This is a genomic window from Janthinobacterium sp. GMG2, from assembly GCF_033949445.1.
Taxonomy (GTDB): Bacteria; Pseudomonadota; Gammaproteobacteria; order Burkholderiales; family Burkholderiaceae_D; genus Janthinobacterium; species Janthinobacterium aestuarii.
The window spans coordinates 688,794-715,287 of sequence record NZ_JAXAWA010000001.1 but is presented as its reverse complement, the minus strand read 5'-3'; the positions used below and the strand labels follow the sequence as shown (position 1 = coordinate 715,287).

Sequence of the window (26,494 nt, the reverse complement as noted above, 5' to 3'; positions counted from 1 at the left end):
TTCGTTGCCTCCACTCCCGCGCCTCCATGAACGAAGACATCCTGATCAATATCACGCCGCAAGAAACGCGCGTCGCCCTCATCCTGCAGGGCGCCGTGCAGGAATTGCACATCGAGCGCACGCTCACGCGCGGCCTGGCCGGCAATGTGTATTCCGGCAAGGTGGTGCGGGTGTTGCCGGGCATGCAATCGGCCTTCATCGACATCGGCCTGGAGCGCGCCGCCTTCCTGCACGTGGCCGACATCTGGGAAGCACGCGGCCACGACGGCCAGAACGCCACGCCGGCGCCGATTGAAAAAATTCTCTTCGACGGCCAGGTGCTGACGGTGCAGGTGATCAAGGACCCGATCGGCACCAAGGGCGCGCGCCTGTCGACGCAGATTTCCATCGCCGGGCGCATGCTGGTCTACCTGCCGCAAGACAAGCACATCGGCATCTCGCAGAAGATCGAGAAGGAAGCGGAGCGTGAGCAGTTGCGCGTGCGCCTGCAAAGCCTGCTGCCGCCCGATGAAAAGGGCGGCTACATCGTGCGTACCATGGCCGAGGACGCTTCCGACGCGGACCTGAAGGCGGACGTCGACTACCTGAGAAAAACCTGGAGCACCATCACGCACGGCGCGCGCACGCGTCCCGCCACCAGCCTGCTGCACCAGGACTTGAGCCTGGCGCAGCGCGTGCTGCGCGACTTCGTCGGCGATGAAACGGCCACCATCCAGGTCGATTCGCGCGAAAACTACGTGAAATTGCGTGAATTCGCGGAGATCTACACGCCCAGCGAACTGACACGCTTGCAGCACTACACGGGCGAGCGCCCGCTGTTCGACCTGTATGGCGTGGAAGAGGAAATCCTGCGCGCGCTGGGCCGCCGGGTCGACCTGAAATCGGGCGGCTACCTGATCGTCGACCAGACGGAAGCGATGACCACCATCGACGTCAACACGGGCGGCTTTGTGGGCGGGCGCAATTTCGCGGACACCATCTTCAAGACCAACCTGGAAGCGGCGCACGCCATCGCGCGCCAGCTGCGCCTGCGCAACCTAGGCGGCATCATCATCCTCGACTTCATCGACATGGACAATGCCGAGCACCGCAACGCCGTGCTGGCCGAACTCAAACGCACCTTGTCGCGCGACCGCACCAAGGTTTCGGTGAGCAATTTCTCCCCGCTGGGCCTGGTGGAAATGACGCGCAAGCGCACGCGCGAATCGCTGGCGCACATCCTGTGCGAACCGTGCCCCGCCTGCGCCGGCAAGGGACAAGTCAAGACGTCGCGCACCATCTGCTATGAAATCCTGCGCGAACTGCTGCGCGAGGCAAAACAGTTCAACCCGCGCGAATTCCGCATCCTCGCCTCGCAGGAAGTCGTGGATTTATTCCTCGAAGAAGAATCGCAGCACCTGGCCATGCTCGGTGATTTCATTGGCAAGAAAATCTCGCTGCAGGTGGAGAATGCCTACCACCAGGAGCAGTACGACGTGATTTTGATGTAGCCATTGCACACGCTGACCATGAAAACAAACGCTGCCCTGTGCCTGTTGCTGCTGTGCGCATCGACGGCCCTGGCCGCTACCAATGCCACACTCCCCGTCACCCTCGCCAAGGGTACACCCGTGGTGCAGCTGGACCTGAACGGCAAGACGCTGCCCTTCGTGCTCGACACGGGTGCAAGCACCAGCCTGCACCTCACGCCGGAGGTCGCACAATCGCTGCCGGGGCTGGCCTACACGGGTCGGCAACGCAAAAGCATCGACCTGGCTGGCAAGGTTCATGCATCGGACGAATTTCTCGTCCCCGTGCTGACCGTCAACGGCTTGCCATTCGCTACCATGCAGGGTGTCATTCTGACGCCATGGGGCCTGTCGCTGGGCGAGCAAAAGGGCTTGCCGGCAAATATGTCCGTGCTGGGATTGAATTTTTTTGCCGGCAAACGGGTCGTGCTCGACCTGCCAGCGGGCATCCTGCAGATCAGCGCCAGCGATGGTGCCGCACCACCTGCCGGATGGCTGGCAGTGCCATATGAGCGCATCGATGAAGGCTTGCTGCTGCATCTGGCCGACGGCAAGAAAACCTATCGCCTGGTGCTCGACACCGCCGCCTCCATTTCCATTATAAAAAGTTCGGCAGCCGAAGCGTTTTCGCGCGTGCAAAAATGCGCGTTCAAGCTGGGCCCCGGACTTCCCTGCCGCGCGATCACACTGTCGCTCCCGGGCGGCAAGAGTATCTCGCCCCTGTTGATGACGTTGCCGGATGAATTCAAGGCAGATGGCATATTGGGCACGGATTTCTTCAAGCAAATGCCGGTACTGTTCGACCTGCAGCATCAAATGCTGTATTTGCGCCCGTCCGCGCCGGTTGGTTGAGGCCTATGTACGCAAGCAATAGCACCACCGCCTTCTGGCGCGATCCGGCCTTGCCCCACGTGGAGAGCCGGCGCGCCTGCCACAGCCGGGCGTGCTACAAGCCGCACAGTCATCCCACGTTTTCCATCGGCGCCGTCGACGCTGGTGGCAGCGTCTTTACGGGCAGCCAGGACGGCCAGGCCGTGCTCGCCAATGGCAGCCTGGTGCTGGTGCCGGCCGGCTGCGTACATGCCTGCAATCCCCTGCCTGACGCCCTGTGGAGCTACCAGATGCTGCATCTCGATGCACAGTGGCTGCAGGCACACGCGCCGGCGCTCGATGGCGACACGGCGACGGTGCTGCACTGCCCGCTGCTGTATGCGCAGTTTTGCGCCATGAATGCGCTGCTGTTTTCCACGGCCGGTGCGGCGGAGAAAGATGCGGCGCTGCTGGCGTTCCTGGACGCTTGCGCCAGCGCCCGTGCAGACTTGCTGCCTTCGGAACGCAAGCCCGTGCCGCAACGGCTGGCGCCCGTGCTCGCAACGCTGCAGGCGCGACCCTCGGCCAGCCTGCGGCAACTGGCGCAAGTGGCGGGCCTGAGCCCGTATCAATTGATCCGCGCCTTTCGCGCCGCCACGGGCATGACGCCGCATGCCTACCAGTTGAACGCGCACGTGAACCGCGCGCGCAGCCGCTTGCAGGCGGGGACGGCGTTGGCGCAACTGGCGCATGAGCTGGGCTTTGCCGACCAGAGCCATTTTCAGCGCGTGTTCAAAGCCCATACGGGCATCACGCCGGGACGCTACCGCTAAGCTGCAATTTTCTTCAATACAGGCCGCCGCCTGCCCCTGCATACTCGCGCATCGCCATTGCCCGAGCCAACTCCCATGCAGGATTTCCTCTTCATCGCCGCCGCCCACTTTCTGTCCTTGCTGTCGCCCGGCCCCGATTTTTTCCTGATCGCGCGCACCTCGCTGGCCCACGGCTGGCGCGCCGCCGCCGGCACGTGCGTGGGCATTACCGTGGCCAATGCCGTGTTTATCGTGGCGGCGTTTGGCGGACTGTCGGTCCTGAAGGCGGGCAGTACGGCATTCATGGTGGTGCGGCTGGCGGGCTGCGCCTATCTGCTGTATCTGGGCTGGCTGTTCCTGCGCCATGCGGGCAAGAGCAGCCTGGAAGCCGCGCCCGCCACCGGCAAGGCGCGCTGGCGCGGCGGTATGGTGGTGGGGTTTGTTTCCGCCATCCTGAATCCGAAGAATGCGCTGTTCTACGTCAGCCTGGCCACCGTGCTGGCCGCCAGGCAAACGAGCCCCGCTGCGATGGCGGCGTATGGCGCGTGGATGGTCTTTGCCGTGCTGGCGTGGGATATGGCGGTGGCGCTGGCCATCGGCAGCAGCGTCCTGCGGCAGCACTTTGCCCGCGCGCTGCCGTTGCTGGAACGGCTGTCGGGCGTGATGCTGATTGCGTTGGCGATAGGGCTACTGGTTCAGGCCGGCAGCGGATCCAGGTAAAACACGGCATACACTTTCAAGGGCGTCGTTTCCGTGGCTTTTTCCGAGCGCACGACGGAGCAGTCGTCGGCGGCCAGGCTGCGCCAGTTCTGAATGCCGGCCTTGGCGAACATGGCGTGCGCGGGGGCATTCGCGGCCAAGTCCAGCACCAGGCAGGCATTGCGCGGGCCGGCGCCGTAGTTGACGGCGCGGATCTCGATACCGAAGGTCGTCATCCATGGTTCCCACAGGCCTTTTTCCTTGCCGGCCGCCATGCGGTCGAGCATCTCGCCAAAGGTCAAACCTTTCTTGACGGTATCGCGCAGTGCTTGCAACGACGGCGCCAGGCGGGGATCGGGCTGCTTGTTGCCGGCGCGGATCTCGGCGATCGCCTTCAATTCCTTGATGATGGCCGCATCGCGCTCCGTGTAGTCGCGCATGCGCGCGTAAAACTCGGCGTCGAGGAAGGGATTGACGGTCAGCTTGGCGACGCCCTCTTCGCGGCGTTTTGGGGAAGGCGTGTTGGTTTTGGTCATGGCGGTAGAGGGCAAGAGAAACGATGAGGGGCGCCAGTTTAACATCATGGCGCATCGGCGGCGTTAGCGCCGCTTTAATGTTGCGCCTGGCGGGTGCGGGGCGGCCACCGCAGTGCGCGCGACAGGCCGCATGAAGCCGCGCCGTGGCCCGAACAGGAAGACGGCGCCCGCATACAGTCCCGCCAGGGGGAAGCGCACCTCCCTGAGCAACTGCTGGAAAATGGCGATCGACTGCGCGCGGGTGACGGGAATGTCGGCGCGCCACTGGCACAGCACGTCATGTACGAGGCTGGCATGATAGGTCGCCGGCAAGCCCAGGTGCTGCGCGCCATCGGGCGTGCCCACATAAAACAGGCCGAGCACGCTGATACAGGGCGAACAGCCATCCCAGGCATAGCCGGCGCGGATGCGGATCGCCGATTCGCGTATGGTGACCCACTCGTTTTCAAACTCTATGCCGTCGAGCAAGGGCGAACAATAGCCATAATCGCTGCCCAGCGCATAGCGCCAGGCGTTGCCGGGCATGCCGAAATTCTTCGGCATCAGCGGCCTCCCTGCTGTGCTTGCTTGGCTCTCATCTGCATGGCGTTGCCTTGATCATTATCAATATCAAGATTTAAACATACTCGGCAGAAAGAAGGGCAAGAAGGTGTCAGGCGCGCGGCGCGGCAGTCGATTCGCGCACCACAAGTTCAGGTTTCAGGCGCACGTCGAGCACCGGGGAATCGGGCGAGGCGATGGTTTGCAGGATCAGCCGGGCCGCTTCCGTGCCGATGCCGTGGTGGCGGATGCGGATGGTGGTGAGAGGCGGGCGGATCATGTCCATGTACGGCATGTCGTTGTGGCCCACGACGGAAATATCTTCGGGGCAGCTCAAGCCCAGTTCGCGGATGGCGTCGTAGCAGCCGAGGGCCACCAGGTCGCTGCCCGTCACCACGGCCGTCGTTTGCGGCGACTGGCTCAGCAGTTCCAGCAGGGCCGCCTTGCCGCATTCGCGCGAATAGCCGCTGCTTTCAAAGACGAACGCTTGCGAAGGAGCGAGTTCGCTGGCCTGGATGGCGGCCAGGAAACCGAGGCGGCGCACGTGGCCGGTGGACAAATTTTCCGGGCCCGCGATGTGCGCGATGTGCCGGTGGCCCAGCGCAAGCAAGTGCTCGACGGCCAGGCGCATGCCGACCACGTCGTCGCTGACGACGCAGGACGCCACGCCGTTTTCATCGCTGCGGTTGACGGTCACGACAGGCACGTTCTGGTCGATGCACATCTTGATGACGGGATCGTCGCGGCGCGCCGTGGCCAGGATCAGGCCATCGACCTGCTGCCCCAGCAGGCGATTGATGACGAACAGCTGTTCTTCCTCGTCGGCGCCCACATTGGCGACGATGGCCAGGTAGCCATGTTTGCGCAAGCCTTCTTCGATGCCCAGCAGAATCGGCGGGAAAACCGCGTTGGTAATGTCGGGCAAGACCACGCCGATGATGCGCGACTTGCGCGTAACCAAGGTGGAGGCGGCGCGGTTGGGCCGGTAGCCGAGCCGGCCCGCCTCGGCCAGCACGCGCGCGGCCACCTCGGCGCTGACCATTTGCCGCGTTGCCGGGTTCATCACGCGCGATACGGTGGAAAAGTGTACGCCGCTGGCCCGCGCAACGTCACTTAAGGTGGGGTTCTTGTTTGTCATGGGCTTCCCGGATCGCAATACCGTGATTTTATCGCAAAAAATGCCCATTCCGTCAAAAACCGAGCAAACGCTTGCATTGAAATAATGCCGCTGGCCAAAGCGGTTTTGTTACGCTTAAGTACAATCCAGCCTTGACAGCGTGCAAACGCTTGCATACCATGGCTCGGACTTACCACTCGGGCCATGCATGCCCTTCCCAGAATTCCTATGTCTACTTCGCACAGCAAGCACGCCGAACAGAACGGCGAAACCTTCAACCTGAAAGAAGCCGCCCTCGCCTATCACGCGGAACCCCGCGCAGGCAAGATTTCCGTAACCCCCACCAAACCGCTGGGCGACGCCCGCGCCCTGACCCTGGCGTACTCGCCGGGCGTGGCGTTTGCCTGCGAAGCGATCGTGGAAGATCCGCGCACGGCCGGCATCTACACGTCGCGCAGCAACCTGGTGGCCGTGATCACCAACGGCACGGCCGTGCTGGGCCTGGGCGATATCGGTCCGCTGGCCAGCAAACCGGTGATGGAAGGCAAGGCTTGCCTGTTCAAGCAGTTCGCCGACGTCGACGTGTTCGACATCGAATTGGCCGAGAACGATCCCGACCTGTTCATCGACACCGTGGTGCGCATGGAGCCGACCTTCGGCGGCATCAACCTGGAAGACATCAAGGCGCCCGACTGCTTCTACATCGAACAGCAATTGCGCAAGCGCATGAACATTCCCGTCTTCCACGACGACCAGCACGGCACGGCCATCATCGTCGCGGCCGGCATCCTGAACGGCCTGGAACTGGTGGGCAAGGATATCGGCAACGTCAAGGTAGCCGTCTCGGGCGCGGGCGCGGCTTCGATCGCTTGCCTGGACCTGCTCGTCTCACTGGGCCTGAACAAGTCGCTGCTGAAAGTGTGCGACAGCCAGGGCGTGATCTACCCGGGCCGCGACGCCAACATGGAAGAGAACAAGGCGCGCTACGCGAACGACACGAGCGACCGCGACCTGGCCGACGCCATGGCCGGCGCCGACATCTTCATCGGCGTCTCGAAGGGCGGCGTGGTCAGCGCGCAAATGGTCGAATCGATGGCCGCCAAGCCGTTGATCTTCGCCCTGGCTAATCCGCATCCGGAAATCGCGCCGGAAAAAGTGCATGCCGTGCGCGACGACGCCATCGTGGCCACCGGCCGCTCGGATTACCCGAACCAGATCAACAACGTGCTGTGCTTCCCGTACATCTTCCGCGGCGCGCTCGACGTGGGCGCCACCACCATCAACGAAGAAATGAAGCTGGCCTGCGTGCGCGCCATCGCCGCGCTGGCCAAGGAGCCGCTGCCAGGCCACGAGAGCAGCGCCCTGACGCCGCTGCAACTGATCCCGTCGCCGTTCGACGAACGTCTGCGCAGCTGGGTCGCGCCTGCCGTATCGCAAGCGGCCATCGCCACCGGCGTCGCCACGCGCGTGCCAGCCACCGCCTGAGACGCATGACAGGCCTTGCGGCCTTGGCAAAATAACAGCAAGTTACCATTGCTTACAAAAAAACCATGGCTAAAAACCATGGTTTTTTTCATTCTTCCCCTTGAGACTGCTTAAATAGTTATCGAAGAGCAAATTCCCCCGTGGGCGTTTTTGCAGTCACCTTCGATTACAATGACGCCTACTTTATGTTGCTACAGTTGCCATAATGGCGACACGTGCGTTACCAAGGATATTATGCTCGGCCTGACCTCTGTTTGTGTTTTTCTCTTTTCGGCATTGGCGCTGGCTGTCAACAGCGGATATTCCCTTGGCGCGCTGGTTCTCCTGCTGGCTAGCGGTTCCTTGTTATGGAAGCTCCCCAGCCTGGCGCTGCAGCGTCGGGACTACCTGTTGATCACTGTCCTGCTGGCGTATTTCCTGATCTTTACCACAAACATGCTGTACCACGGTGATCCTGCACGCGAATTCGACATGCCGCTACGATCCCTGCTGGCGGTCCCGGTGCTGCTGTTGCTGCTGGCATATCCACCACGGCCGACGTTCTGGTGGGCCGGCTTGTCCGTCGGCGCTATTGCCGGCGCAGCTTATGCCTTGATGCAATTTGTTCCTGACAGCCTAATTCGTCCGCAAGCGGCAACCAGCAACCCAATTCACTATGGCAATGTCAGCATGCTGCTGGGTATACTGGCGCTGTGCGGACTCGACTGGGCACGCACGCAAGCGTACCGTTATGCCTGGAGTAGCCTGTTACTGGCAGGATGCCTGGCCGGCATCGTCGGTTCGGTCATCAGCGGTAGCCGCGGAGGCTGGCTGGCATTGCCTGTCTGCCTCATCATCATGGCTGTACATCACGCCAAAAACCATGGCCGCCGCCATCTGGCCATCACCTTGTCACTACTGTTCGCCCTCCTGGGCCTGGCCTATGTCATGCCGCATTCGCCGGTACAGCAGCGTGTGGCCACCGTCATCTCCGAATTGGAAAAATACAAGAATGATGGAGATGTCACCACCTCGGTTGGCCAGCGCCTAGTGATGTGGGATACCGCGACAGAACTCGTAAAAGAGCATCTATGGCTGGGCATGGGCCGTACCGGCTATCTGCAACAAAAAAAAGTAATGCTGGCGGAAGGGAAAATTAGCAAACTCGTCAGTGATTATACGAATGCCCATAGCGACTACCTCGATGTGCTGGTCAAGCGCGGCATCACCGGCGTGCTGGCACTGCTGGCGCTGCTCCTGCTACCCTTGGTCCTGTTTGCACGCACATCGCACCGAGGGCCTGCCGGCGCACGGCCGTTTGCTCTGGCGGGCATGCTACTGTGCACTTGCTATATGATTTTTGGCCTGACGACGAGCTCGCTTACTCTGAATATCGGCATCATCATGCTGGTCTTCCCGATGGTGATACTGTGGGCCATGCTGCGCCAGCAAGAGCGCACTGCTTGAGCTTGTTTTCCGCCTGACCGTTTTTGTTGTCCCTGCAAGGAACCATACCGATGCTGACGCCAGACCTGAAGCGCCTCACCGCGCTGCACGCGCCCTATAAGAAACATTTGGCTCTGGCCCTGCTGGCGATGGTCGTCACGGCGGCCACGGAGCCGCTGCTGCCGTATGCGCTCAAGTTGCTTCTCGACAATGGTTTTGGCGGCAAGGTGAGTTTTTCCTTCTGGCTCGTGCCGTTGATCGTCATCGGCATCTTTGCCATGCGCGGCGCCTCGACGTTTGCCAGCAGCTACCTGATGAGCTATGTCTCCACGCGCATCCTCAACGAATTGCGGAGCCGGATGTTTGCCAGCATGCTGAACTTGCCCATCGACTTCTACAACACGCACACGGTGGGCAAAGTCATCAACTCCATCATGTTTGAAGTGCAGCAGATCATCGAGATGGTGACCAAGGTGTTTACTTCGATCGTACGCTCCTCGCTCACGGTGCTGGGCCTGCTGGCGTGGCTGCTGTACCTGAACTGGGCACTGACCCTGGTGACCCTGGTGCTGCTGCCCGTGCTGACCATCGTCGTGCGCACGACGGGCAAGCGCCTGAAAAAACTCAACCGCGACTCGCTGGCCGTCAATGCCGAGCTGACCCAGGTCATCGAGGAAACCACGCGCGCCCAGCAAGTGATCAAGATCTTCGGCGGCCAGACCTACGAGAAAGCCCGTTTCGAAGAACGCGCCGAACAATTGCGCCGCTACAGCATGCGCATGACGACGACCTTTTCCGCCACCGTGCCCATCACGCAGGTAATCACGGCCGCGGCCGTGGCCCTGGTCATCGTGATGGCCCTGTTCCAGTCGGAACAGGGGCAAATCACGGTCGGCGGCTTCGTTTCCTTCATCACGGCCATGCTGATGCTGCTGACGCCCTTGAAGCAGCTGGCCGAAGTCAACGGCCCCCTGCAGCGCGGCATGGCCGCCGCCGAGGAAGTCTTCCAGCTGATCGACAAGACACCGGAACGCACGGGCGGCAAGCCGCTCGCTGGCCGCAGCAACGGCCGCATCGAGTTCAAGGACGTGAGCTTCGCCTACCCCGGACATCCGGAGCCGGCCCTGCAACATATCGACCTGAGTATCGCGCCCGGACAAACGGTCGCCTTTGTCGGCATGTCCGGCGGCGGCAAATCGACGCTGGTCAGCCTCCTGCCCGGCTTTTACTCGGCCAGCAGCGGTGAAATCTTGCTCGATGGACAGAATATCGATGCCATCGCCCTGACCAGCCTGCGCAGCCAGATCGCCATGGTCAGCCAGCAGGTGGTGTTGTTCGACGATACCCTGGCCGCCAACATCGCGTATGGCGATGCGGCCCCGGACCGGCAGCGCGTCGAAGCGGCCGCCGCGGCCGCCTTCCTGTCGGACGTCATCGACGGTTTGCCCGACGGCCTGGAAACGCGCCTGGGCGATAACGGTTCGCGCCTGTCCGGCGGCCAGCGCCAGCGCGTGGCCATTGCCCGCGCGATCTACAAGGATGCGCCCATCCTGATCCTCGATGAAGCCACCTCGGCACTGGATACGGAGGCGGAACGGGCCGTGCAAGCGGCACTGGAACACCTGATGCAAGGAAAAACCACCTTAGTTATTGCTCATAGGCTATCAACAATTGAACGTGCGGACCGTATCGTGGTATTGTCACATGGGAAAATAATGGAAACCGGCAGTCACCAGCAATTGTTGGATGCCAACGGCGCGTATGCCAATCTGCATCGCCTGCAATTTTCCCAGCAAGTGGTATGACACCATCGAATGAATACCTGAAATCGTACTGATACATGACGCCTTTGATTCCCGCCGAACTTCTACAAAAGTCGGAAAAAATTCTGTTCATCGCCCATCTGGCGCTGGGAGACTTTACCTACCTGCAAAACGGTTTCCGCGCCTTTGCCGCGGCTTACCCGCATATCCAGATCCATCTGTGGGTCGACGAAGTACGGCGCACGTCCGACGCCAAACAATGGGAAAGCTTGCGCACCTATTCGCTGTACGACTGGGTCGAACAGTCGGGCCTGTTTTCCAAGGTGTACCGCAAGACCTACAGCCCGGCGCTATACGAAGAGTCACTGCGCGAAGCCAAGGCCGAGCACTATCCTGTCGTCGTGTCGCTGGCCCACGTACGGCCGCAGCAATATGCGGACCTTGCCCGCGCGATCAGCCCGCACGGGCTGGTGATCGGTACGCGCAAGCCGTTCAGCCCGCTTCGCCCCTGGCATTACCTGGCCTACCGCAAGATCGATGCCGTGCTGGCCTCGTATGCGGGACAAGATGCCGGCGAGCACCATATCAGCAGCGTGTATGCGGACTGGTTCCATCAATTGACGGGACTCGACATTCCCGTGGCCGAACGTTATCCCTTCGTGCACATTCCCGAGCAAGCGCTGCAGCAGGCGCAGGAGCAACTGGCCGCCTGGGGTTTTTCCCCGCGCCAGGGTCCGCTCGTGCTATTGAATCCGTTTGCCAAGTCGCACAAACGCGGCTGGCCCCTGGAGCGCATTGCCGAGCTGATCGCGCGCATGCAGGCGATGCCGAAATGGCAGCATGCCTGCTTCCTGATCAATGCCATGCCGCAGGAATTGGCCAAGGTGAATGCCGTCGTGCAGGCGCACAATTTGCCGCGCACGCAGGCCTTCAGTGCCGTCGACAACTTTTTCCAGTTGCCGGCCATGCTGGCGCAATGCGACCTGATTATTTCGGTGGAAACATCAATCATGCATCTGGCGAACGCCGTGCATGTGCCCGTGGTGGCATTGATGCGCAAGAAGAATCCGGAATGGGCTCCCTTTGACAGCGCCAACAGCACCGTCATCACGGTGGCGCGGCGCAGCGACTGGGTCAAGGCGATTTCAAGCGATCAGGTATTGCAGACCATCGCCTAGAGAACGCTTCAGTGGCTAGCCGGTGCCCAGCATGCTGATGCGCACCAGGTCGGCCACATTATCGACGCCCAGCTTGTCCATCAGGCGCGCCTTGTGCACTTCCACTGTGCGCACGGAAATCCCCAGCGCCGGGGCGATATCGCGGTTGTGCTGGCCCGTTACCACCAGTTGCATCACTTCGCGCTCGCGCGGCGTCAAGGCGCGCAGCAAGGCCAGCCCGTCCACCTGGCGCTGCAACTGGCCGCGCGCATGCGCCTCGTGCGAAAACGCTTCATCGATAGCGGCCAGCAGCTTGTCGTGATCAAATGGTTTTTCCAGGAAATCGCTGGCTTGCGCCTTGAAGGCCTGGCGTGCCAGCGCCACGTCGCCGTGCCCCGTAATGATGATGATGGGCAGCAGGCATTTGCGCTCCAGCAAGCGGCGCTGCAGGCTCAGGCCATCCATGCCCGACATGCGGATATCGATCAGCAGACAGCCGGCCCACTCGGGCCGCCAGCTGTGCAGGAAATCCTCGCCGCAGGAAAACAGGGCCGTGCGGTAGCCGCGTATGCCCAACAGCAAACCCAGCGCATCGCGCACGGCGGGATCGTCGTCCACGATAAACACCGTCAAATTACTTGTCACCATACTCTCCCGTAGCGCCTGCACTGGCGTGCGCCAGGGGCAGGATAAAACGAAACATGCCATGCTTGCCCACTTCGGCCCAGAGCTGGCCGCCATGCGCTTCGACGATGCTGCGGCTGAGCACCAGGCCCAGCCCCAGGCCGCTGGCCTTGGTCGAGACGAACGGTTCGAACAGGCGCGCGGCCAGGCTGTTGGAAATGCCGGGCCCGCTATCTTCCACGGACAGGCGCAGCCGGCCGCCCTCAAGCGGCTCGGCCGAGACCGTGATCCGGCGCTGGCCGCGCGGCTGGCCCATCACCGCATCCTGTGCATTGGCCAGCAGGTTACGCAGCACCAGCTCGATTTGCAGGCGGTCCGCGTTGACGGCCAGCGACGACGGCGGCGCCAGCGCCAGCTCGATACCGTGTTCATGGAACAACGGCGTGAACTGGCGTGCCAGGCCCTCGATCAGCTCACTCGCCCGCACCGCCTCGAGCTGCATTGCGCCCGTGCGGAAAAAGTCGCGCAGGCGGCGCACCACGTCCGCAGCCCGTCCCGATTCGACGATCATGTGCCCGATGGCGCCTTGCAGCAAGGCGCCGCTCTCGCCCCGTTCCAGCAGGTATTCACACGCCTTGCCATAGGTCGACAAGGCCGTCAGCGGCTGGTTCAGCTCGTGCGCCAGGGCGGCCGCCATTTCGCCGGCGGCAGCCAGGCGCAGCGTGTGTTTCAGTTCGTCGGCCACTTGCCGTATTTCATCGACGACGATGCCGATAAAAAAGCCCACCAGCGCCAGCACGGCATCGAGCAGCTGCAATTCATAAAACTGGATATCGACGGCATGCGTCCATTTCACCAGGGTGATGATGCATAGCTGCAATACAAACACGGCCAGCATGGCGCCGTGCAAGCCCTGGCGCGAAGCGGCCCAGATGACGGGAAGAAACAGGAAGTAGAAATGCTTGTATTCGGAACGCACGATGGAGCCGAAGAGGCTCCACAGCACGAAGCTGGCCAGGGCCAGGTAGGCCAGGGTTTCCCAGCGCCAGACAGCGGCATGCAGGCGTTCGCGCCCGCGCTCGCTGAACAGCACCCAGATCAGCGGCATCGACACCAGCATGCCGACCGTGTCGCCGATGCCGAAACGCCAGACGGCCGTGCCCCATTCACCGGCCGGTATGCGCCCCGTGAGCGACAGCAATGAAATATAGCCGAGCGCATTGAGCGCGGTGCCCAGCAGCACGATGAGAACCCAGGCGCTCAGGCGGCGCCGGTTGTCAAAGATGTCGCTGCTGCTGAAACTGCGGCGCAGGACTGCGCCGATTCCACCATAGCCGAGCACCAGCCACGCCGAACAAAGCAAGGTCAGGGGCAGGCCTGCCGGCATGCCGCGCACCAGCACCTCGCCGGCTACCAGGGCGATGAACCATGGCAGCGCCGCCTTGCGGCCATGGATCAGCCAAAACACGAGGCCCAGCGCGGGATCGGGGTTCCAAGGGGTAATGTTCAGCCCGTACATCGGGTCGATATACGTGGCCCAGTCAAACAGCAGATACAGGCCGACAAAGGCGGGATACGGCAGGTAGCGGGACAGGAATGGACGCATAACGGTGTTTTTTTAACTGTCCCGCATTATGCATCGCAAGCGTGCGCCACGCCATGCCATCTTGCGTTATATGCACATGAAATAATTTTCATGCAATATCGCAAGACCTGCCGACGCAGTCAGGCCACGGCCAAGGGCAAGCGCACCTCCACCAGCAAGCCCAGGCCGCCGTTACCGCTGTGCAGCTGAATCGTGCCGCCATGCTGGCGCACGACGGAAGCGACGATGGACAAGCCCAGGCCACTGCCTGGCTGCACCTGCTGCGGCGCGCGGAAAAAGCGGTCGAACACGCGCTCATACAGCGCCGGCGCGATGCCCGGCCCCTGGTCGGCCACATGCAACACGGCCTGGCCCCGCTCCGCATGCAGCGACACCGTCACGCTGCTGCCGCGCGGGCTGTACTTGATGGCGTTTTCCACCAGGTTGTCGATCAGCGAAACGAGGCTCTCGCGCTGTCCCGGCACGCTGAGCGAGACGCTGGCTTGCAACTCAAGCTCGATCTCGCCCGCCTGGGCCAGTCCGGACAGGGCCGCCAGGCGGTCTTGCAGCAAGGTATCGAGCGCCTGCCGCCGCGGCAACTCGCCCGCGCCCGCCTGCACTTCGCTGCGCGTCAGCTGCAGCAGCTGGCCCACCAGGCGCGCGGCCCGGTTGCCGCTATTCAAGATACCGTCCAGCAGCTCTTGCTGGCGCGCATCATGTACCTGGCCCTGCAAGGCCTCGACATTCACGCGCATGGCAGCCAGAGGCGTGCGCAGCTCATGCGTGGCATCGGCGATGAAGCTGCGTTCGCGCGCGGCGCTGGCATCGACCCGCTGCAGCAGTGCATTGATATTGTCGACCAGTGCCGCCAGTTCGCCATGCGGCGGCTTGAATGCCAGCGGACGCAAATCCTGCGGCCCACGCGCCGCCACCTCTTGCGCCAGCTTGCGCCACGGTCGCATGGCAAGGCGGATCGACAGCCAAGCCGGCACCAGCAGGAACGGCAGACTGATCAGCAACGGCAGCAGGTAGTAACCGCGTGAATTGATCGTGATGAACAATTGCCATGCGCCTCCCGCTTCCAGCACCGTCACGCGCGTGTTGCCCTCGGCCAGGCTGCGGCTGCGCCAGGCCTGGCCCTTGATGTACACCACTTCCATCTGCTCCGGGCCGGCGCTGCGGATACCGCTGGGCGCATCGGGCGACTTGTAGACCAGCTTGCCTTCGCGCCAGACCAGGATGCGCGGCGCCAGTTCCGGCACCTGTCCCGTTTCAAACTCTTCGCGCAAGGCTTCGTCGATGGCGCGCAAGCTTTGTTCCTGGCGCTGCGGCTGCTCGGCCAGGTTATCGGCCACGCTGATAATGGCGTGCAGGACGCCGCGGCTCACATTGCTCGCTTCGTCCGCCCCCTCGACCATCACATACGCCACGGCCAGGCTCCACACCATGGTCAGCATCAGCATTTGCGCCATCATCAGGCGGCGCACCAGGGTAGGCCGGCGCAGCATGGCCCAGAAACGCCCCATCATGCGCCAGCACCTGGCGCGGTGGACGGTTCGCCCTGCTGGTCGATGACATAGCCGACGCCGCGCACGGTACGGATATACCCTTCACCTATCTTGCGGCGCAGGTTACCCATATGCACATCAAGGGTGTTGCTGGCATTGGCCAGCCCGCCGGGCAGGATGTGTTCTTCCAGCACGCGGCGCGTGATGACCCGGTTGGCGCGCATCAGCAAGGTCTTCAGCAGCGCATATTCACTGGCGGTAAGTTCCACAGGAAGGCCATGCACGCTGACACGGCGCGTGGGTACCTGCAGCAGCAGGCCGCGCAACTCGATGGTGTCGCCGTCAAAGCCATAGCTGCGGCGCGCCAGCGCGCGCACGCGCGACAGCAGCTCGGCCAGCACGAAGGGCTTGACCAGGTAATCGTCGGCGCCGCCGTCGAGGCCGCGCAAGCGCTGTTCCAGCGTGTCGCGGGCGCTGAGGATCAGCACCGGCAGGCGAGCCGCGCGCAGCCGGGCCAGCAAATCGAGGCCATCGCCATCGGGCAAGCCCAGGTCCAGCAGCACCAGCTCGCAACTGTCGTGCTCGATGCTGCGCGCCGCATCCTCGAGGCTGCGCACCCAGACCACTTGCATGCCCTGGTCGCGCAAGGCGATCCGCACGCCATTGCCCAGGTCCATATCGTCTTCAATCAGCAGTATCTTCATGGTCAGTATTAAACCACCGCAAGCTGAAGAAAGGGTAAAGAAGCACTCTTCATGCAATCTTAATAAAAGGCTCATTTTTCCTTCATGGCAAGGACAGATACTGTCGGCAGTCAATCGAGCCACTCCGGACTCGGTTCTCCACCTGACGGAAAACTCCATGCACGCATCTACAACCTTGTTGACCTCGCTGGCGCTGGCCTGCGGCCTGAGCTTGAATCCCCTGGCTGCCGCGGCGGCCGAACCGGCTGCGGAAAATGTCTTCACCATCGGCGGCGGTGTTGCCGCCGTGTCCAGCTATTCCGGCGCCGACAAGCTGTCGGCCTCGCCGCTGATCATTCTCGATTACGCCATGGCCAATGGCCTGTTCTTCAGCACGTCGCGCGGCATCGGCTATGGCGGCCAGGCAGGCCCCCTCAGCTACAGCGCGGCGCTGGGCTACCGCGGCAACCGCGAAGACCACAAACGCAATGGCGCCAACGGCTGGGGCGGCAGCGATTATCTGAAGGGCATGGGCGAAGTCAAGGGCAACGCCAGCGCCCTGCTCAGCGTGGGCTATTCGCCATTGCCGGGCCTGTCGCTGAGCGTGTCGAGCGACATTCCCCTGTCGAACCGCGAAAACGGTGCAAACGTGCATTTCGAAGCGACGGGCCAGGTCTACGGCAGGTCCGATGCCAAGGGCATGCAAAAGGATAGCGTAACCATCGGCGGCCAGTTGGCCTGGGGCGAGCGCAAATACGTGCAGACCATGTATGGCGTCACGGCCACCCAGGCCGCGAACACCTCGTTCAAGCAATACACACCCAAGGCCGGTTTCTATGAAGCGCAAGCCACCGTCAACTGGGAGCACCGCTTCGATGCGCGCTGGGGCATCAATACCCTGGTCGGCGTCGAGAGCCGCCTGGGCGACGCGGCCAAGAGCCCCATCGTGCAGCGCAAGACCTCGCCGATCGGCGCCGTGTACGTCACCTACCGCTATTAAAACAGGGCTGGCATAAGGGGAACCCGTACGCTGTTTCGCCAATTTACAGGAGGAGATGGCGTGCATAAGATGACATGGTTTTCCGACCATGACCATCCCTCCCATGCATGCGGCACGCCTTGCCTTGCCTTGTAACTCCACGCCACGATGATGCCAACTATTACCCTGTCTGACGGCTTGATGGCGATGCCGAGTGGCATGCGCCGCTGGCGCGAACTGCTCAAGCTGCATCTGCGCGCCCGCGTGCAACAGCGCCAGACCCGCCGCTGGCTACAACTGCTGAACTCGCATCCGGCGTTTCATGATCTGGTACAAGCCTATCCGCACATGATCCACAAGGTCTACCGCCCGTACCTGAGCCTGACCTTGAATTGCCAGCAGCGCGTGGAATTGCTGACCGAGCACTACCATTTCATCTTGCAGCAGGGCTGGGGCAAGCTGATGAGCCAAGCGGCGCACGGCCCCGTACGCCTGGGCACGGTGGCGGGCAAGTCGGGTGCGCCCTACCATTTGCAACTGTGTTCGCTGCATCCGATGGACCGCGAAGGCGAAATGGTGCTGCAATTGATGGATGACGACGACGTGCTGTATTCAATCGCCTTTTCCTTCTTCGGCAGCCAGCTGCGCGCTACCCTGGGCATGCGCATCGGCTGCCTGCAAGGCCCGAAGGGCGATGACAGCGCGCACCGCGTGCGCGAGGCAACGCGCGACTTGCACGGCATGCGTCCCAAGACCCTGATGGTGCGCCTGGTGCGCCAGCTGGGATACGAACACGGCTGCCGCAAGATGCTGCTTGTCGGCAATATCAACCGCGCCGTGCACCATTCTGCCAAGAAAGGCCGTCTGTTCGCCGACTACAATGCGCTATGGCAAGAACTGGGTGCGCAAGTGCGCCAGGATGGCGATTTTGAATTAGCGTGCGAAAACCTGCCCTCGCCTGCGCTGCAAGACATTCCTTCCAAAAAACGCTCGGAAGCACGCAAGCGCCACGAACTGACACTGGCCATGATCGCCAGCCTGCGCAGCGGCCTCGACGCCCATCGCAGCCCGTTGCGAGTCGCCACGGCAAACGCTGCGGCCGCCGCCGGCGGGGTGCGGCAATCGGCCATGCTCGGCGAAGACGACGACTACGCTTCCGCCATCACCTGAGCACCGCCCCTCCTGCGGCACACGCTACAACCCGTGCACGGCACAATCCTGTTACGCTAGCGCTATCGGCATGCACTGCGGTGCACCGGTTCCCCCAACGCTTACTAGGAGGCATTCATGCGCGTAGACATCTACCGCCGGGCCGAGCACGACGGCATTTTTTCCTACCTCGCCGTGCCGGAAGGAAAGCTCATTCCGGAAGAAGTGACCAATACCGACTGGCAGCTCGAAACACGCGCCAGCGAAGTGGCCGACGATGCCGAAATCTTGCCCGACTACCATATCGAACAGCCGCACCAGCAGATCGCCGCCAAAGGCTATGCGATCACGGGCCTGAAAGACATGTAAACGAAAAAAGCCAAACCAGCATGTCTGCGGTTTGGCTTTGTTGTATGCCGGGCGGTGCCGGTCAGTATTCGACCGCCACCTCTTGTGCGCCCAGCATTTGCTCGAGCGCCATCTGCAATTCATCCGATGGCGCCACTTTCCACTCGTCACCAAACTGCAGCACGCAGCTGACGCCTTGCGGGCTGACCCGCGCGGCAATCGGCAAGCCCGTCTCCGCACGGTGCGGCATGATCACGTCGCGGATGCGCTTGGCGTCCAGGGTGGCCGGCAAGGTCAGGCCCAGCTGGCGGCCATACTGCACGCGCGCGGCGATGATGTCGAAGGCGCTCTCGGCCGTGATGCGCAAACCGCCCGAAAAACGGTCTTCCGACACCTTGCCCACGACGGCGAGGAATTCATCTTCCTTGAAGATTTTCCTGTTCGAGTCGAACAGTTCCCCATACACCGTCACTTCCACCGTGCCGCTCTTGTCGTCCAGGGTGACGATGAGGATCTTGCCCCGTTGAGTCATCTGCGTGCGCAAGCCCGTGATGACGCCGGCCATCATGCGCGGTTCGCGCGACGGCGACAGTTCCGACAATTTCGTGCGAGCAAAACGGCGCGCCTCGGGCGCATACGAATCGAACAGGTGGCCGGACAGGTAGAAGCCCAGTGCGATCTTTTCTTCCGTCAATCGCTGTTTATCGGTCCACACGGGTACCTTGACGTACTCGGGCGGCGCCACCATGTCGCTGTCGTCGCCGCCGAACAGGCTCACCTGGTTGGCTGCCTTGGCGGCCTGGTCCGCGCATTCCATGGCGAAGGCCACCGATGCGAGCAGGATGGCGCGGTCGACCTTCAGGCAATCGAAGGCGCCGCTGCGGATCAGCGACTCGATGGTGCGGCGGTTGATCTGTTTTTTATCCACGCGCTTGCAGAAATCGAACAGGCTCGTGAAGGGGCCACCCGCTTCGCGCGCGGCGATGATGGCTTCGATGGCGTTCTGGCCCGAGCCTTTCACGGCACCCAGGCCGTAGCGGATCTGCGTGACTTTCTTGCCGCTCACGGACGGCGGCGCGCCGCTCGGCGTGAAGCGGTAATCGGATTCGTTGATATCCGGCGGCAACAAGGTCAGCTTGCAGATTTCCAGCGAGTCTTCCACCAGGATCTTGATCTTGTCCGTGTCATCCATGGCCAGCGACAAGTTGGCTGCCATGAAGGCGGCCGTGTGGTGCGCTTTCAGGTAAGCCGTGTGATACGACAGCAAGGCGTAGGCGGCGGCGTGCGATTTGTTGAAACCGTAGCCGGCGAACTTTTCCATCAAGTCGAAGATCTCGTCGGCCTTTTCCGCCGTCAAGCCATCTTTTGCCGCACCGGCGCGGAAGATCTCGCGGTGCTCGGCCATCTCTTCGGCCTTCTTCTTACCCATGGCGCGGCGCAGCATATCGGCGCCGCCCAGCGAGTAGCCGCCGACGATCTGCGCCATCTGCATCACCTGCTCCTGATACACCATGATGCCGTAGGTTTCGGACAGAATCGATTCCGTGCGCGGATCGGGATAATCAAAACGTTCGCCGTGCTTGCGCTTGCAGAAGTCGGGAATCAGGTCCATCGGGCCCGGACGATACAAGGCCACCAGCGCGATAATGTCTTCGAAACGGTCGGGACGCGCGTCTTTCAGCATGCCCTGCATGCCGCGCGACTCAAGCTGGAACACGGCGACGGTCTTGGCCTTGGTCAGCAAGTCGTACGACGGCTTGTCGTTCAGCGGCAAGGTGGCCAGGTCGAAATTGGCCTGCGCCGGATCGAGCTGCTTGATGTAGCGCACGGCGCGGTCGAGAATCGTCAGGGTCGTCAGACCCAAGAAGTCGAACTTCACGAGGCCGACGGCCTCCACGTCATCCTTGTCGTACTGCGACACAACGCCGGAATCGCCGCCCTGCGTGTACAGCGGGCAGAAATCCGTCAGCTTGCCTGGAGCAATCAACACGCCCCCCGCGTGCATGCCGATATTGCGCGTGATGCCTTCGACTTGCTGCGCCAGGTCCAGCAGCTGCTTGACCTCTTCCTCGTTTTCCAGGCGCTCCTTGAGCAGCGGTTCTTCCTCGATGGCGTCGGCGATCGACACGGGTTTGCCCGGCTTAAACGGGATCAGCTTCGAGATGCCGTCGCAGAAGTTGTAGCCGAAATCCATCACGCGGCCCACGTCGCGGATCGCGCCCTTGGCCGCCATGGTACCGAAGGTGGCGATCTGCGAGACCGCCTCCTTGCCATACAAATCCTTGACGTGCTGGATGACGCGGTCGCGCCCTTCCTGGCAAAAGTCAATATCGAAGTCGGGCATCGAGACGCGTTCTGGGTTCAAAAAGCGCTCGAACAGCAGGTTGTACTGCAATGGATCAAGGTCGGTAATGAGCAGCGAATACGCGACCAGCGAACCCGCACCCGAACCACGGCCCGGACCGACGGGCACGCCGTTTTCCTTGGCCCACTGGATAAACTCGGCCACGATGAGGAAGTAGCCGGGGAATTTCATGTTGCAAATCGTATCCGTCTCGAATTTCAAGCGCGACTCGTAGCGCGGACGCTCCTTTTCACGGCGCTCGGGATCGGGATACAACTGCAACAAACGCTTTTCCAGGCCCGCCTGCGATTCGGCGACGAGGAACTGGTCGATCGTCATGCCGTCCGGCGTGGGGAAGTTCGGCAGTTGCGGCTTGCCCAGGGTCAAGGTCAAATTGCAGCGCTTGGCGATTTCCACGGAATTGGCCAGCGCGGCCGGCAAGTCGGCAAACAGTTCCGCCATGTCGGCCTGCGACAGGAAGCGCTGGCTGTCATTGAAACGTTTGATGCGCTTGGCGTTGGCCAGCATTTCGCCTTCGGCGATACAGGTGCGGGCTTCGTGGGCAATAAACTCTTCAGGGGAAATGAATTGCACGGGATGCGTGGCGACGACAGGCAGGCCCAACTTGGCCGCCAGCGCCACCGCATGGCGCACCTGCGCTTCCTGGTTGGCCTGGCCGCCACGCTGGATTTCGATATAGAAATGACCGGGGAAAATCTCGGCCCAGCGCTGCGCATTGCGCTCGGCCAGGGCCAGGTTGCCATTTTCGATGGCGGTACCGACATCGCCGAAGTGCGCGCCGGACAGCACGATCAAGCCATTGGCCGCGCTTTCGCCCGGGTACAGGTCGTAGGTATTCGTCGCCAGCGCCTGCAGCCACTCGATGCGCAACTCGGCGCGGCCCTTGTACTGGTTCGTCAGCCAGGCCGTCGACAGCAGTTCGCACAGCTGCAGATAGCCCATGCGGTTCTTCGCCAGCAACAGCAAGCGCGACGGTTTTTCGCGGTTATCGTCATTCGTGATCCACACGTCGACGCCGACGATGGGCTTGATGCCCTTGCCACGCGCTTCCTTGTAGAACTTGACCATGCCAAACAGGTTCGACAGGTCGGTGACGGCCAGCGCCACCTGCTTGTCCTTCGCCGCCGCCTTGACGACGTCGTCGATGCGCACCAGGCCATCGACGATCGAGTACTCCGAGTGCACGCGCAAATGGACGAAAGCAGGACCGGGCTGCATCGCTTGCTGTGAACCTGCCGGAGCGCCGGCCTCTTGCATTACCATTTCCATCCTGTGTACCGTTTCGTGCAAAATTCAATGGGGTCTATTCTACCGCGTCGCGCGTACGGACCGGGTATCCTGCCTGGCCTGTCGGGCTTATAATATCGGCTGTTCAGTCTAAGCCGATCGCCATCATGCAAGCCATCACCCCAGCAACACCCGCCGTTTCCACCGCCGCCAGCCCGCTGGCCGCCACGTTTGTCAATATCGCCGCGTATAAATTCATCACGCTCGACGATACGGAAGCCATGCGCCCCTTGTATCAGGAGCAATGCCTGGCGCTGGAGCTGAAGGGCACGATCCTGCTGACACCGGAAGGCATCAATATGTTCCTGTCGGGCACGCGCGAGCATATCGACAGCTTCCTCGCCTGGGTGCGCAGCGACGAACGTCTGGCCGATCTGGAATGGAAGGAAAGCTTATCGAACGAGCAATCGCACAAGCGCATGCTGGTCAAGCTAAAAAAAGAAATCATCACCATGCGCATGCCGCTGATCAAGCCGGAACTGGGCCGCGCCCCGTCCGTCGACGCGCACACGCTCAAGCGCTGGTTAGATGCCGGCGTCGACGATGCGGGCAAACCCGTGGTAATGATGGAAACGCGCAACGCCTTTGAAGTGGACGTGGGCACGTTCAACAATACGCTCGATTACCGGATCGACAAGTTTACGGAATTCCCGGCCGTGGCCGCCGCTCACAAGGACGAGCTAGAAGGCAAAACCGTCGTCACCTTCTGCACAGGCGGCATCCGCTGCGAAAAGGCAGCCATCCACATGAAGGAAATCGGCTACGACAGCGTGTACCAGCTCGACGGCGGCATCCTGAAATATTTCGAAGAAGTGGGCGGCGAGCACTACACGGGCGACTGCTTCGTCTTCGACTACCGCACGGCCCTGAACCCGAAACTGGAACCGACGGAAACCGTGCAATGTTTCGTCTGCCGCGCCGTCGTCACGCCGCGCCAGCAACTGGCGCCGGAATATGTGTATGAGGTGTCTTGCCCGCATTGTTACGGTAAGCACGCAACCTAGGCAACATTCCCTGCGGTGCGGTGCAAACTGGCGCCAGGTGTTCCGTTCGCCATACGCAGCGGGCACGCCACTGTCCGGCGCAGCTCCCCCATAATAGATGGCATGCGCACTGCAAGCAATCAATAATAAATTCCTAAAAGAAAGCTATTTAAAAAAACAAGATAATAAAATATGGCTTACAAATGATTACAATTCTACGGGGAAAAATAGGCTCCACCATAGGATAAGAATTTGCCCAATTGCTATAATAAATATATCATCACCTGTTTTGACCGACAGTCGACCCTTGGCTGGTGGTCTCGCGTTTATATTACTCCCCGATTTAGTCGTTCAGCCCTACCCGCGGCCTCTATTTTTTGGCGTGGAATTATTGCATTAATGCAAACAATTTATCCACACTGAAAATCTGCGCTACTCACCTCGGATTAATTGCCATACTTGCATGATTATCAAAAACACCGTTTACAATTTATTAGGATTGGGCTTGCCGCTACTAGTTGCGGTTGCTTCAATGCCGGTGCTGATACACAGCTTGGGAGATGCGCGTTTTGGTGTGTTAACACTGATCTGGGCGGTGGTCAGCTATTTCGGTTTGTTCGATCTGGGCTTGGGACGGGCACTCACGCAACAGCTATCGGTACTAATCGCGGAAGAACGCCATGCGGATATCGCTCCCATGGTCTTTACGAGCCTGCTGATGATGACCGGCCTTGGCTTGCTTGCATCGGCCTTGCTATGGTTCGGTGCGGAGTTTGGTGCGCACAGCATTTCGCACGCTGAAGACAACGGGGAAATCGTCGGTTCAATCAGGGTAATGGCCATCGCCATGCCTTTCATCGTACTCACTACAGGTCTGCGCGGTATTCTCGAAGCCAAATCAGCCTTTGGCGTGATCAATCTGATTCGCCTGCCCATGGGTATATTCACCTTCCTGGGTCCACTGGCCATCGTACTTTGGTACAAGAATGACCTGATTGCCGTGACTGCCATGCTCACCGCTGGCAGGATCATTGCCTGTCTCGTGCATGGTTATTTCGCTGCGCGCAGCCTGCCTGGTATGCTCAGCAGCAAGCATTTCAATGCCGGATTCATGAAGCCCCTACTGGTATCCGGTGGCTGGATGACGGTTACCAATATCATCAGTCCCTTGATGTCCTATCTGGACCGTTTCCTGATCAGCACGACGATTTCGGCGGCGGCGGTGGCTTATTACGTGACGCCCAATGAAATGATCACCAAGATCTGGATCATTCCTGGCGCCTTGACGGCGGTGCTGTTTCCCGCATTTTCCAGCCAGATCGGCGGTGGCCGCGGCCATGAACTGGTGGAACTGTATCGCCGTAGCGTGCTGTATTTGCTGCTGGCGATCACACCGATGACGCTGATTATCGCCTTTGCCAGCCAGGACATTCTGACGCTGTGGGTGGGCGCTGCATTTTCAGAACAAAGTACGAGCCTGCTGCGCATCTTTTCGTATGGCGTCCTGATCAGTAGCATCACGCAAATTCCATTTTCCTTGCTGCAAGGCGCTGGCAAGGCAGCCTTGACGGCCAAGGTACATGTTGTCGAGTTTCCCCTGTACTGCCTGTTGCTCTGGCTGGGGTGCAGCTATTACGGACTGGAAGGAGCGGCGCTGGTGTGGCTTCTGAGAATCTGTGCCGACGCGTGGCTCATGTTCTACTTCTCCTTTGACGTTCTGGAAATAAAATTCAAGGAAGTATTAGGCGGAAAATTTATCGTATTAATGACATTAATCACGCTTTCCTTTTTGATCTCGCTTAATCCACTTGCGACATTCAAGGCTTGGCAATTTTCGGCATGCTTCGCGATCATTGCTGCTTATACGTGGTTCAATTTCTTAAGTGAAGTTGAACGCCTGTTTTTCAAAAGAAAAGTCTATGCAATTTTCGGTAAATAACAGCGGCCGGGTGTGGATGGACAGGGTAACCAGAATGCTGGTACCGCTGTATTATGGCGTGCTATTTTTCATCTTTGTTGGCGAATTCAAGATCTACATTGGCGCCAGCTCGGTCAGCCTGCCGATCAGTTTTGCGCTGATCGGCCTGATTTTCATGGTCAGGCTACTGCGAGAGGACCTTGTCCTCACGCGCAATGCTCTTATACTGTGCACTATCGCTGGGCTGGGTATCCTGACGACCTTGCTGCGAGATCCGGGACAGCTCCAGCGGGCCGTGGCTGCGGTGATACCACTGGTCGTCTCGGCCATGGCGCTCGTCAGCCTGCGCGCATGGCCGGTCGACATGCACAAGGCGCGGCAGGCCATCCTGTATGGTGGCATTGTCCTGGCATTATGGACCTACTTGGGCTTCATTCAATCCTTTGGCGTCAACGGCGACTACTACGACAAGAAATTGATGGTCGAAACGCTCCTCGGACGTTCCAACTATTTGGCAGCCTTTCTCTTTTTCCTGGCCGCCACGTTTTTTTATCAAAACAAGTACCTGTTCCTCTTCTTCGTCGGTGCCATTCTGGCGACCATGTCCAGGGGTGGCATTTTGATTATCAGCCTATTCATTTTGTACATTTTCTGGACAGACAAGAAATACGCGCACATCAAATATTTCACGATTTTTTTATCCATCCTGTTCGCTCTGTACCTGTTTTTTGAATATGGTTACAGTCTGTTTATGCTACTCCACGATAATGAATACAAGATTCCGGATTCGTTCAACAACCGCATCATTCTGTGGGAATTTTCAGCCGACTTGATTGCCAAGTCGCCGTGGCTGGGCGTTGGGCCGAATGGCTTCCGCTCCGCCATTGAAGCGGCCGGCAACATGGAGGATGTATGGGGGGCACATAACTCCATATTGCTGCTCTGGTTGAATTACGGCGTAATTGGCTTGCTGCTGTATCTGAAATACCTGCACAATATTTACCGCGAAATAAGCAAGGCGGCACGGAGCACGCCGATTTTTCAATCAATCAAGGTTGCATTTTTATTCTTGCTATTATTTTCGTTGTTTGAACCGCTAATTGGGTCCGTATCGTTCGAATTGTTGTTGGTTATGTTGTACATTACGGCCAAGAATATTAACCGCCAGAATCATACTGGCGCCAGCCTGCCGCGGAATACCACGCCAGTCTAA

Annotated in this window: 21 protein-coding genes and 1 pseudogene; 14 read left to right on the top strand and 8 right to left on the bottom strand. The window is 60.6% G+C overall.

The window, feature by feature from the left end; all coding sequences use genetic code 11:
- Positions 1 to 26: 26 nt before the first annotated feature.
- From rng to SKZ59_RS03215, 4 genes are all read left to right on the top strand, one after another.
- Complete coding sequence (rng, locus tag SKZ59_RS03230; protein ID WP_034747098.1) at positions 27 to 1,490, top strand: ribonuclease G; 1,464 nt, start codon at positions 27 to 29, stop codon at positions 1,488 to 1,490.
- 18 nt (positions 1,491 to 1,508) lie between these two features.
- Positions 1,509 to 2,360 (top strand): aspartyl protease family protein, encoded by an 852-nt coding sequence (locus SKZ59_RS03225; RefSeq protein ID WP_319990804.1) that lies wholly within the window; start codon positions 1,509 to 1,511, stop codon positions 2,358 to 2,360.
- 5 nt (positions 2,361 to 2,365) lie between these two features.
- Positions 2,366 to 3,151: an AraC family transcriptional regulator gene (locus tag SKZ59_RS03220; protein WP_319990803.1), complete on the top strand. Its 786-nt coding sequence runs from the start codon at positions 2,366 to 2,368 to the stop codon at positions 3,149 to 3,151.
- Between the two features lie 75 nt (positions 3,152 to 3,226).
- On the top strand, positions 3,227 to 3,850 hold the full coding sequence (locus SKZ59_RS03215; RefSeq protein WP_319990802.1) for a LysE family translocator: 624 nt from the start codon (positions 3,227 to 3,229) through the stop codon (positions 3,848 to 3,850).
- Here the strand turns inward: SKZ59_RS03215 and SKZ59_RS03210 are convergent.
- The 3 genes from SKZ59_RS03210 to SKZ59_RS03200 all read right to left on the bottom strand — a co-directional run bounded on the left by SKZ59_RS03210 (position 3,826) and on the right by SKZ59_RS03200 (position 6,043).
- On the bottom strand, positions 3,826 to 4,365 hold the full coding sequence (locus tag SKZ59_RS03210) for a hypothetical protein (protein WP_230518487.1): 540 nt from the start codon (positions 4,363 to 4,365) through the stop codon (positions 3,826 to 3,828). The genes SKZ59_RS03215 and SKZ59_RS03210 overlap by 25 nt on opposite strands.
- A 63-nt stretch (positions 4,366 to 4,428) precedes the next feature.
- On the bottom strand, positions 4,429 to 4,908 hold the full coding sequence (locus SKZ59_RS03205) for a hypothetical protein (protein WP_319990801.1): 480 nt from the start codon (positions 4,906 to 4,908) through the stop codon (positions 4,429 to 4,431).
- Between the two features lie 109 nt (positions 4,909 to 5,017).
- A complete protein-coding gene (locus SKZ59_RS03200; protein WP_051990818.1) occupies positions 5,018 to 6,043 on the bottom strand; it encodes a LacI family DNA-binding transcriptional regulator in 1,026 nt (341 codons plus the stop codon).
- 207 nt (positions 6,044 to 6,250) lie between these two features.
- On the opposite strand from SKZ59_RS03200, the pseudogene SKZ59_RS03195 reads away from it, so the two are divergent.
- From SKZ59_RS03195 to SKZ59_RS03180, 4 genes and pseudogenes are all read left to right on the top strand, one after another.
- Positions 6,251 to 7,489: pseudogene (locus SKZ59_RS03195) on the top strand (malic enzyme-like NAD(P)-binding protein); the annotation flags it as partial.
- A 252-nt stretch (positions 7,490 to 7,741) separates the two neighbouring features.
- The gene (locus tag SKZ59_RS03190; RefSeq protein WP_319990800.1) at positions 7,742 to 8,953 is read left to right on the top strand and encodes an O-antigen ligase family protein; all 1,212 of its coding nucleotides are present in this window, start codon (positions 7,742 to 7,744) and stop codon (positions 8,951 to 8,953) included.
- A gap of 50 nt (positions 8,954 to 9,003) precedes the next feature.
- On the top strand, positions 9,004 to 10,737 hold the full coding sequence (gene msbA / locus SKZ59_RS03185) for a lipid A export permease/ATP-binding protein MsbA (RefSeq protein ID WP_319990799.1): 1,734 nt from the start codon (positions 9,004 to 9,006) through the stop codon (positions 10,735 to 10,737).
- A gap of 35 nt (positions 10,738 to 10,772) precedes the next feature.
- A complete protein-coding gene (locus tag SKZ59_RS03180) occupies positions 10,773 to 11,873 on the top strand; it encodes a glycosyltransferase family 9 protein (protein WP_319990798.1) in 1,101 nt (366 codons plus the stop codon).
- Positions 11,874 to 11,888: 15 nt separating this feature from the next.
- On the opposite strand, the gene SKZ59_RS03175 is transcribed toward SKZ59_RS03180, so the two are convergent.
- The 4 genes from SKZ59_RS03175 to SKZ59_RS03160 form a co-directional block, all read right to left on the bottom strand.
- The gene (locus SKZ59_RS03175) at positions 11,889 to 12,500 is read right to left on the bottom strand and encodes a response regulator transcription factor (RefSeq protein WP_070301321.1); all 612 of its coding nucleotides are present in this window, start codon (positions 12,498 to 12,500) and stop codon (positions 11,889 to 11,891) included.
- Positions 12,487 to 14,082, bottom strand: a complete 1,596-nt coding sequence (locus SKZ59_RS03170) for an ATP-binding protein (protein ID WP_319990797.1) — start codon at positions 14,080 to 14,082, stop codon at positions 12,487 to 12,489. The genes SKZ59_RS03175 and SKZ59_RS03170 overlap by 14 nt, the downstream gene beginning before the upstream one ends.
- Positions 14,083 to 14,201: 119 nt before the next feature.
- Complete coding sequence (locus SKZ59_RS03165) at positions 14,202 to 15,590, bottom strand: sensor histidine kinase (RefSeq protein ID WP_319990796.1); 1,389 nt, start codon at positions 15,588 to 15,590, stop codon at positions 14,202 to 14,204.
- A complete protein-coding gene (locus SKZ59_RS03160; protein ID WP_319990795.1) occupies positions 15,587 to 16,273 on the bottom strand; it encodes a response regulator in 687 nt (228 codons plus the stop codon). The genes SKZ59_RS03165 and SKZ59_RS03160 overlap by 4 nt, the downstream gene beginning before the upstream one ends.
- Before the next feature lie 157 nt (positions 16,274 to 16,430).
- On the opposite strand from SKZ59_RS03160, the gene SKZ59_RS03155 reads away from it, so the two are divergent.
- From SKZ59_RS03155 to SKZ59_RS03145, 3 genes are all read left to right on the top strand, one after another.
- On the top strand, positions 16,431 to 17,252 hold the full coding sequence (locus tag SKZ59_RS03155; RefSeq protein ID WP_219327813.1) for a MipA/OmpV family protein: 822 nt from the start codon (positions 16,431 to 16,433) through the stop codon (positions 17,250 to 17,252).
- A 147-nt stretch (positions 17,253 to 17,399) separates the two neighbouring features.
- Positions 17,400 to 18,401, top strand: coding sequence for a VirK/YbjX family protein (locus SKZ59_RS03150; protein WP_319990794.1), 1,002 nt, complete (start codon positions 17,400 to 17,402; stop codon positions 18,399 to 18,401).
- A 117-nt stretch (positions 18,402 to 18,518) separates the two neighbouring features.
- Positions 18,519 to 18,749, top strand: coding sequence for a DUF6139 family protein (locus tag SKZ59_RS03145; RefSeq protein ID WP_034747058.1), 231 nt, complete (start codon positions 18,519 to 18,521; stop codon positions 18,747 to 18,749).
- Between the two features lie 61 nt (positions 18,750 to 18,810).
- Here SKZ59_RS03145 and dnaE read toward each other — a convergent pair whose 3' ends face one another.
- A complete protein-coding gene (dnaE, locus tag SKZ59_RS03140; protein WP_319990793.1) occupies positions 18,811 to 22,350 on the bottom strand; it encodes a DNA polymerase III subunit alpha in 3,540 nt (1,179 codons plus the stop codon).
- Positions 22,351 to 22,487: 137 nt separating this feature from the next.
- Between dnaE and SKZ59_RS03135 the strand changes: the two genes are divergently transcribed.
- The 3 genes from SKZ59_RS03135 to SKZ59_RS03125 all read left to right on the top strand — a co-directional run bounded on the left by SKZ59_RS03135 (position 22,488) and on the right by SKZ59_RS03125 (position 26,494).
- Positions 22,488 to 23,384 carry a sulfurtransferase gene (locus SKZ59_RS03135; RefSeq protein WP_319990792.1) on the top strand — a complete coding sequence of 299 codons (897 nt, stop codon included), beginning with the start codon at positions 22,488 to 22,490 and terminating at the stop codon, positions 23,382 to 23,384.
- Between the two features lie 442 nt (positions 23,385 to 23,826).
- A complete protein-coding gene (locus SKZ59_RS03130; protein ID WP_080698425.1) occupies positions 23,827 to 25,302 on the top strand; it encodes a flippase in 1,476 nt (491 codons plus the stop codon).
- Complete coding sequence (locus SKZ59_RS03125; RefSeq protein WP_319990791.1) at positions 25,283 to 26,494, top strand: O-antigen ligase family protein; 1,212 nt, start codon at positions 25,283 to 25,285, stop codon at positions 26,492 to 26,494. Before SKZ59_RS03130 ends, SKZ59_RS03125 begins: the two co-directional genes overlap by 20 nt.

Excerpts from the sequence above, each read along its gene's own strand:
- dnaE (WP_319990793.1), bottom strand. The coding sequence starts at position 22,350 with ATGCAAGAGGCCGGCGCTCCGGCAGGTTCACAGCAAGCGATGCAGCCC.
- SKZ59_RS03190 (WP_319990800.1), top strand. The coding sequence starts at position 7,742 with ATGCTCGGCCTGACCTCTGTTTGTGTTTTTCTCTTTTCGGCATTGGCG.
- rng (WP_034747098.1), top strand. The coding sequence starts at position 27 with ATGAACGAAGACATCCTGATCAATATCACGCCGCAAGAAACGCGCGTC.
- SKZ59_RS03130 (WP_080698425.1), top strand. The coding sequence starts at position 23,827 with ATGATTATCAAAAACACCGTTTACAATTTATTAGGATTGGGCTTGCCG.
- SKZ59_RS03200 (WP_051990818.1), bottom strand. The coding sequence starts at position 6,043 with ATGACAAACAAGAACCCCACCTTAAGTGACGTTGCGCGGGCCAGCGGC.
- SKZ59_RS03165 (WP_319990796.1), bottom strand. The coding sequence starts at position 15,590 with ATGATGGGGCGTTTCTGGGCCATGCTGCGCCGGCCTACCCTGGTGCGC.
- SKZ59_RS03160 (WP_319990795.1), bottom strand. The coding sequence starts at position 16,273 with ATGAAGATACTGCTGATTGAAGACGATATGGACCTGGGCAATGGCGTG.
- SKZ59_RS03125 (WP_319990791.1), top strand. The coding sequence starts at position 25,283 with ATGCAATTTTCGGTAAATAACAGCGGCCGGGTGTGGATGGACAGGGTA.
- SKZ59_RS03155 (WP_219327813.1), top strand. The coding sequence starts at position 16,431 with ATGCACGCATCTACAACCTTGTTGACCTCGCTGGCGCTGGCCTGCGGC.
- SKZ59_RS03150 (WP_319990794.1), top strand. The coding sequence starts at position 17,400 with ATGATGCCAACTATTACCCTGTCTGACGGCTTGATGGCGATGCCGAGT.
- SKZ59_RS03135 (WP_319990792.1), top strand. The coding sequence starts at position 22,488 with ATGCAAGCCATCACCCCAGCAACACCCGCCGTTTCCACCGCCGCCAGC.
- SKZ59_RS03170 (WP_319990797.1), bottom strand. The coding sequence starts at position 14,082 with ATGCGTCCATTCCTGTCCCGCTACCTGCCGTATCCCGCCTTTGTCGGC.
- SKZ59_RS03175 (WP_070301321.1), bottom strand. The coding sequence starts at position 12,500 with ATGGTGACAAGTAATTTGACGGTGTTTATCGTGGACGACGATCCCGCC.
- SKZ59_RS03145 (WP_034747058.1), top strand. The coding sequence starts at position 18,519 with ATGCGCGTAGACATCTACCGCCGGGCCGAGCACGACGGCATTTTTTCC.
- msbA (WP_319990799.1), top strand. The coding sequence starts at position 9,004 with ATGCTGACGCCAGACCTGAAGCGCCTCACCGCGCTGCACGCGCCCTAT.
- SKZ59_RS03220 (WP_319990803.1), top strand. The coding sequence starts at position 2,366 with ATGTACGCAAGCAATAGCACCACCGCCTTCTGGCGCGATCCGGCCTTG.
- SKZ59_RS03215 (WP_319990802.1), top strand. The coding sequence starts at position 3,227 with ATGCAGGATTTCCTCTTCATCGCCGCCGCCCACTTTCTGTCCTTGCTG.
- SKZ59_RS03180 (WP_319990798.1), top strand. The coding sequence starts at position 10,773 with ATGACGCCTTTGATTCCCGCCGAACTTCTACAAAAGTCGGAAAAAATT.
- SKZ59_RS03210 (WP_230518487.1), bottom strand. The coding sequence starts at position 4,365 with ATGACCAAAACCAACACGCCTTCCCCAAAACGCCGCGAAGAGGGCGTC.
- SKZ59_RS03205 (WP_319990801.1), bottom strand. The coding sequence starts at position 4,908 with ATGCCGAAGAATTTCGGCATGCCCGGCAACGCCTGGCGCTATGCGCTG.
- SKZ59_RS03225 (WP_319990804.1), top strand. The coding sequence starts at position 1,509 with ATGAAAACAAACGCTGCCCTGTGCCTGTTGCTGCTGTGCGCATCGACG.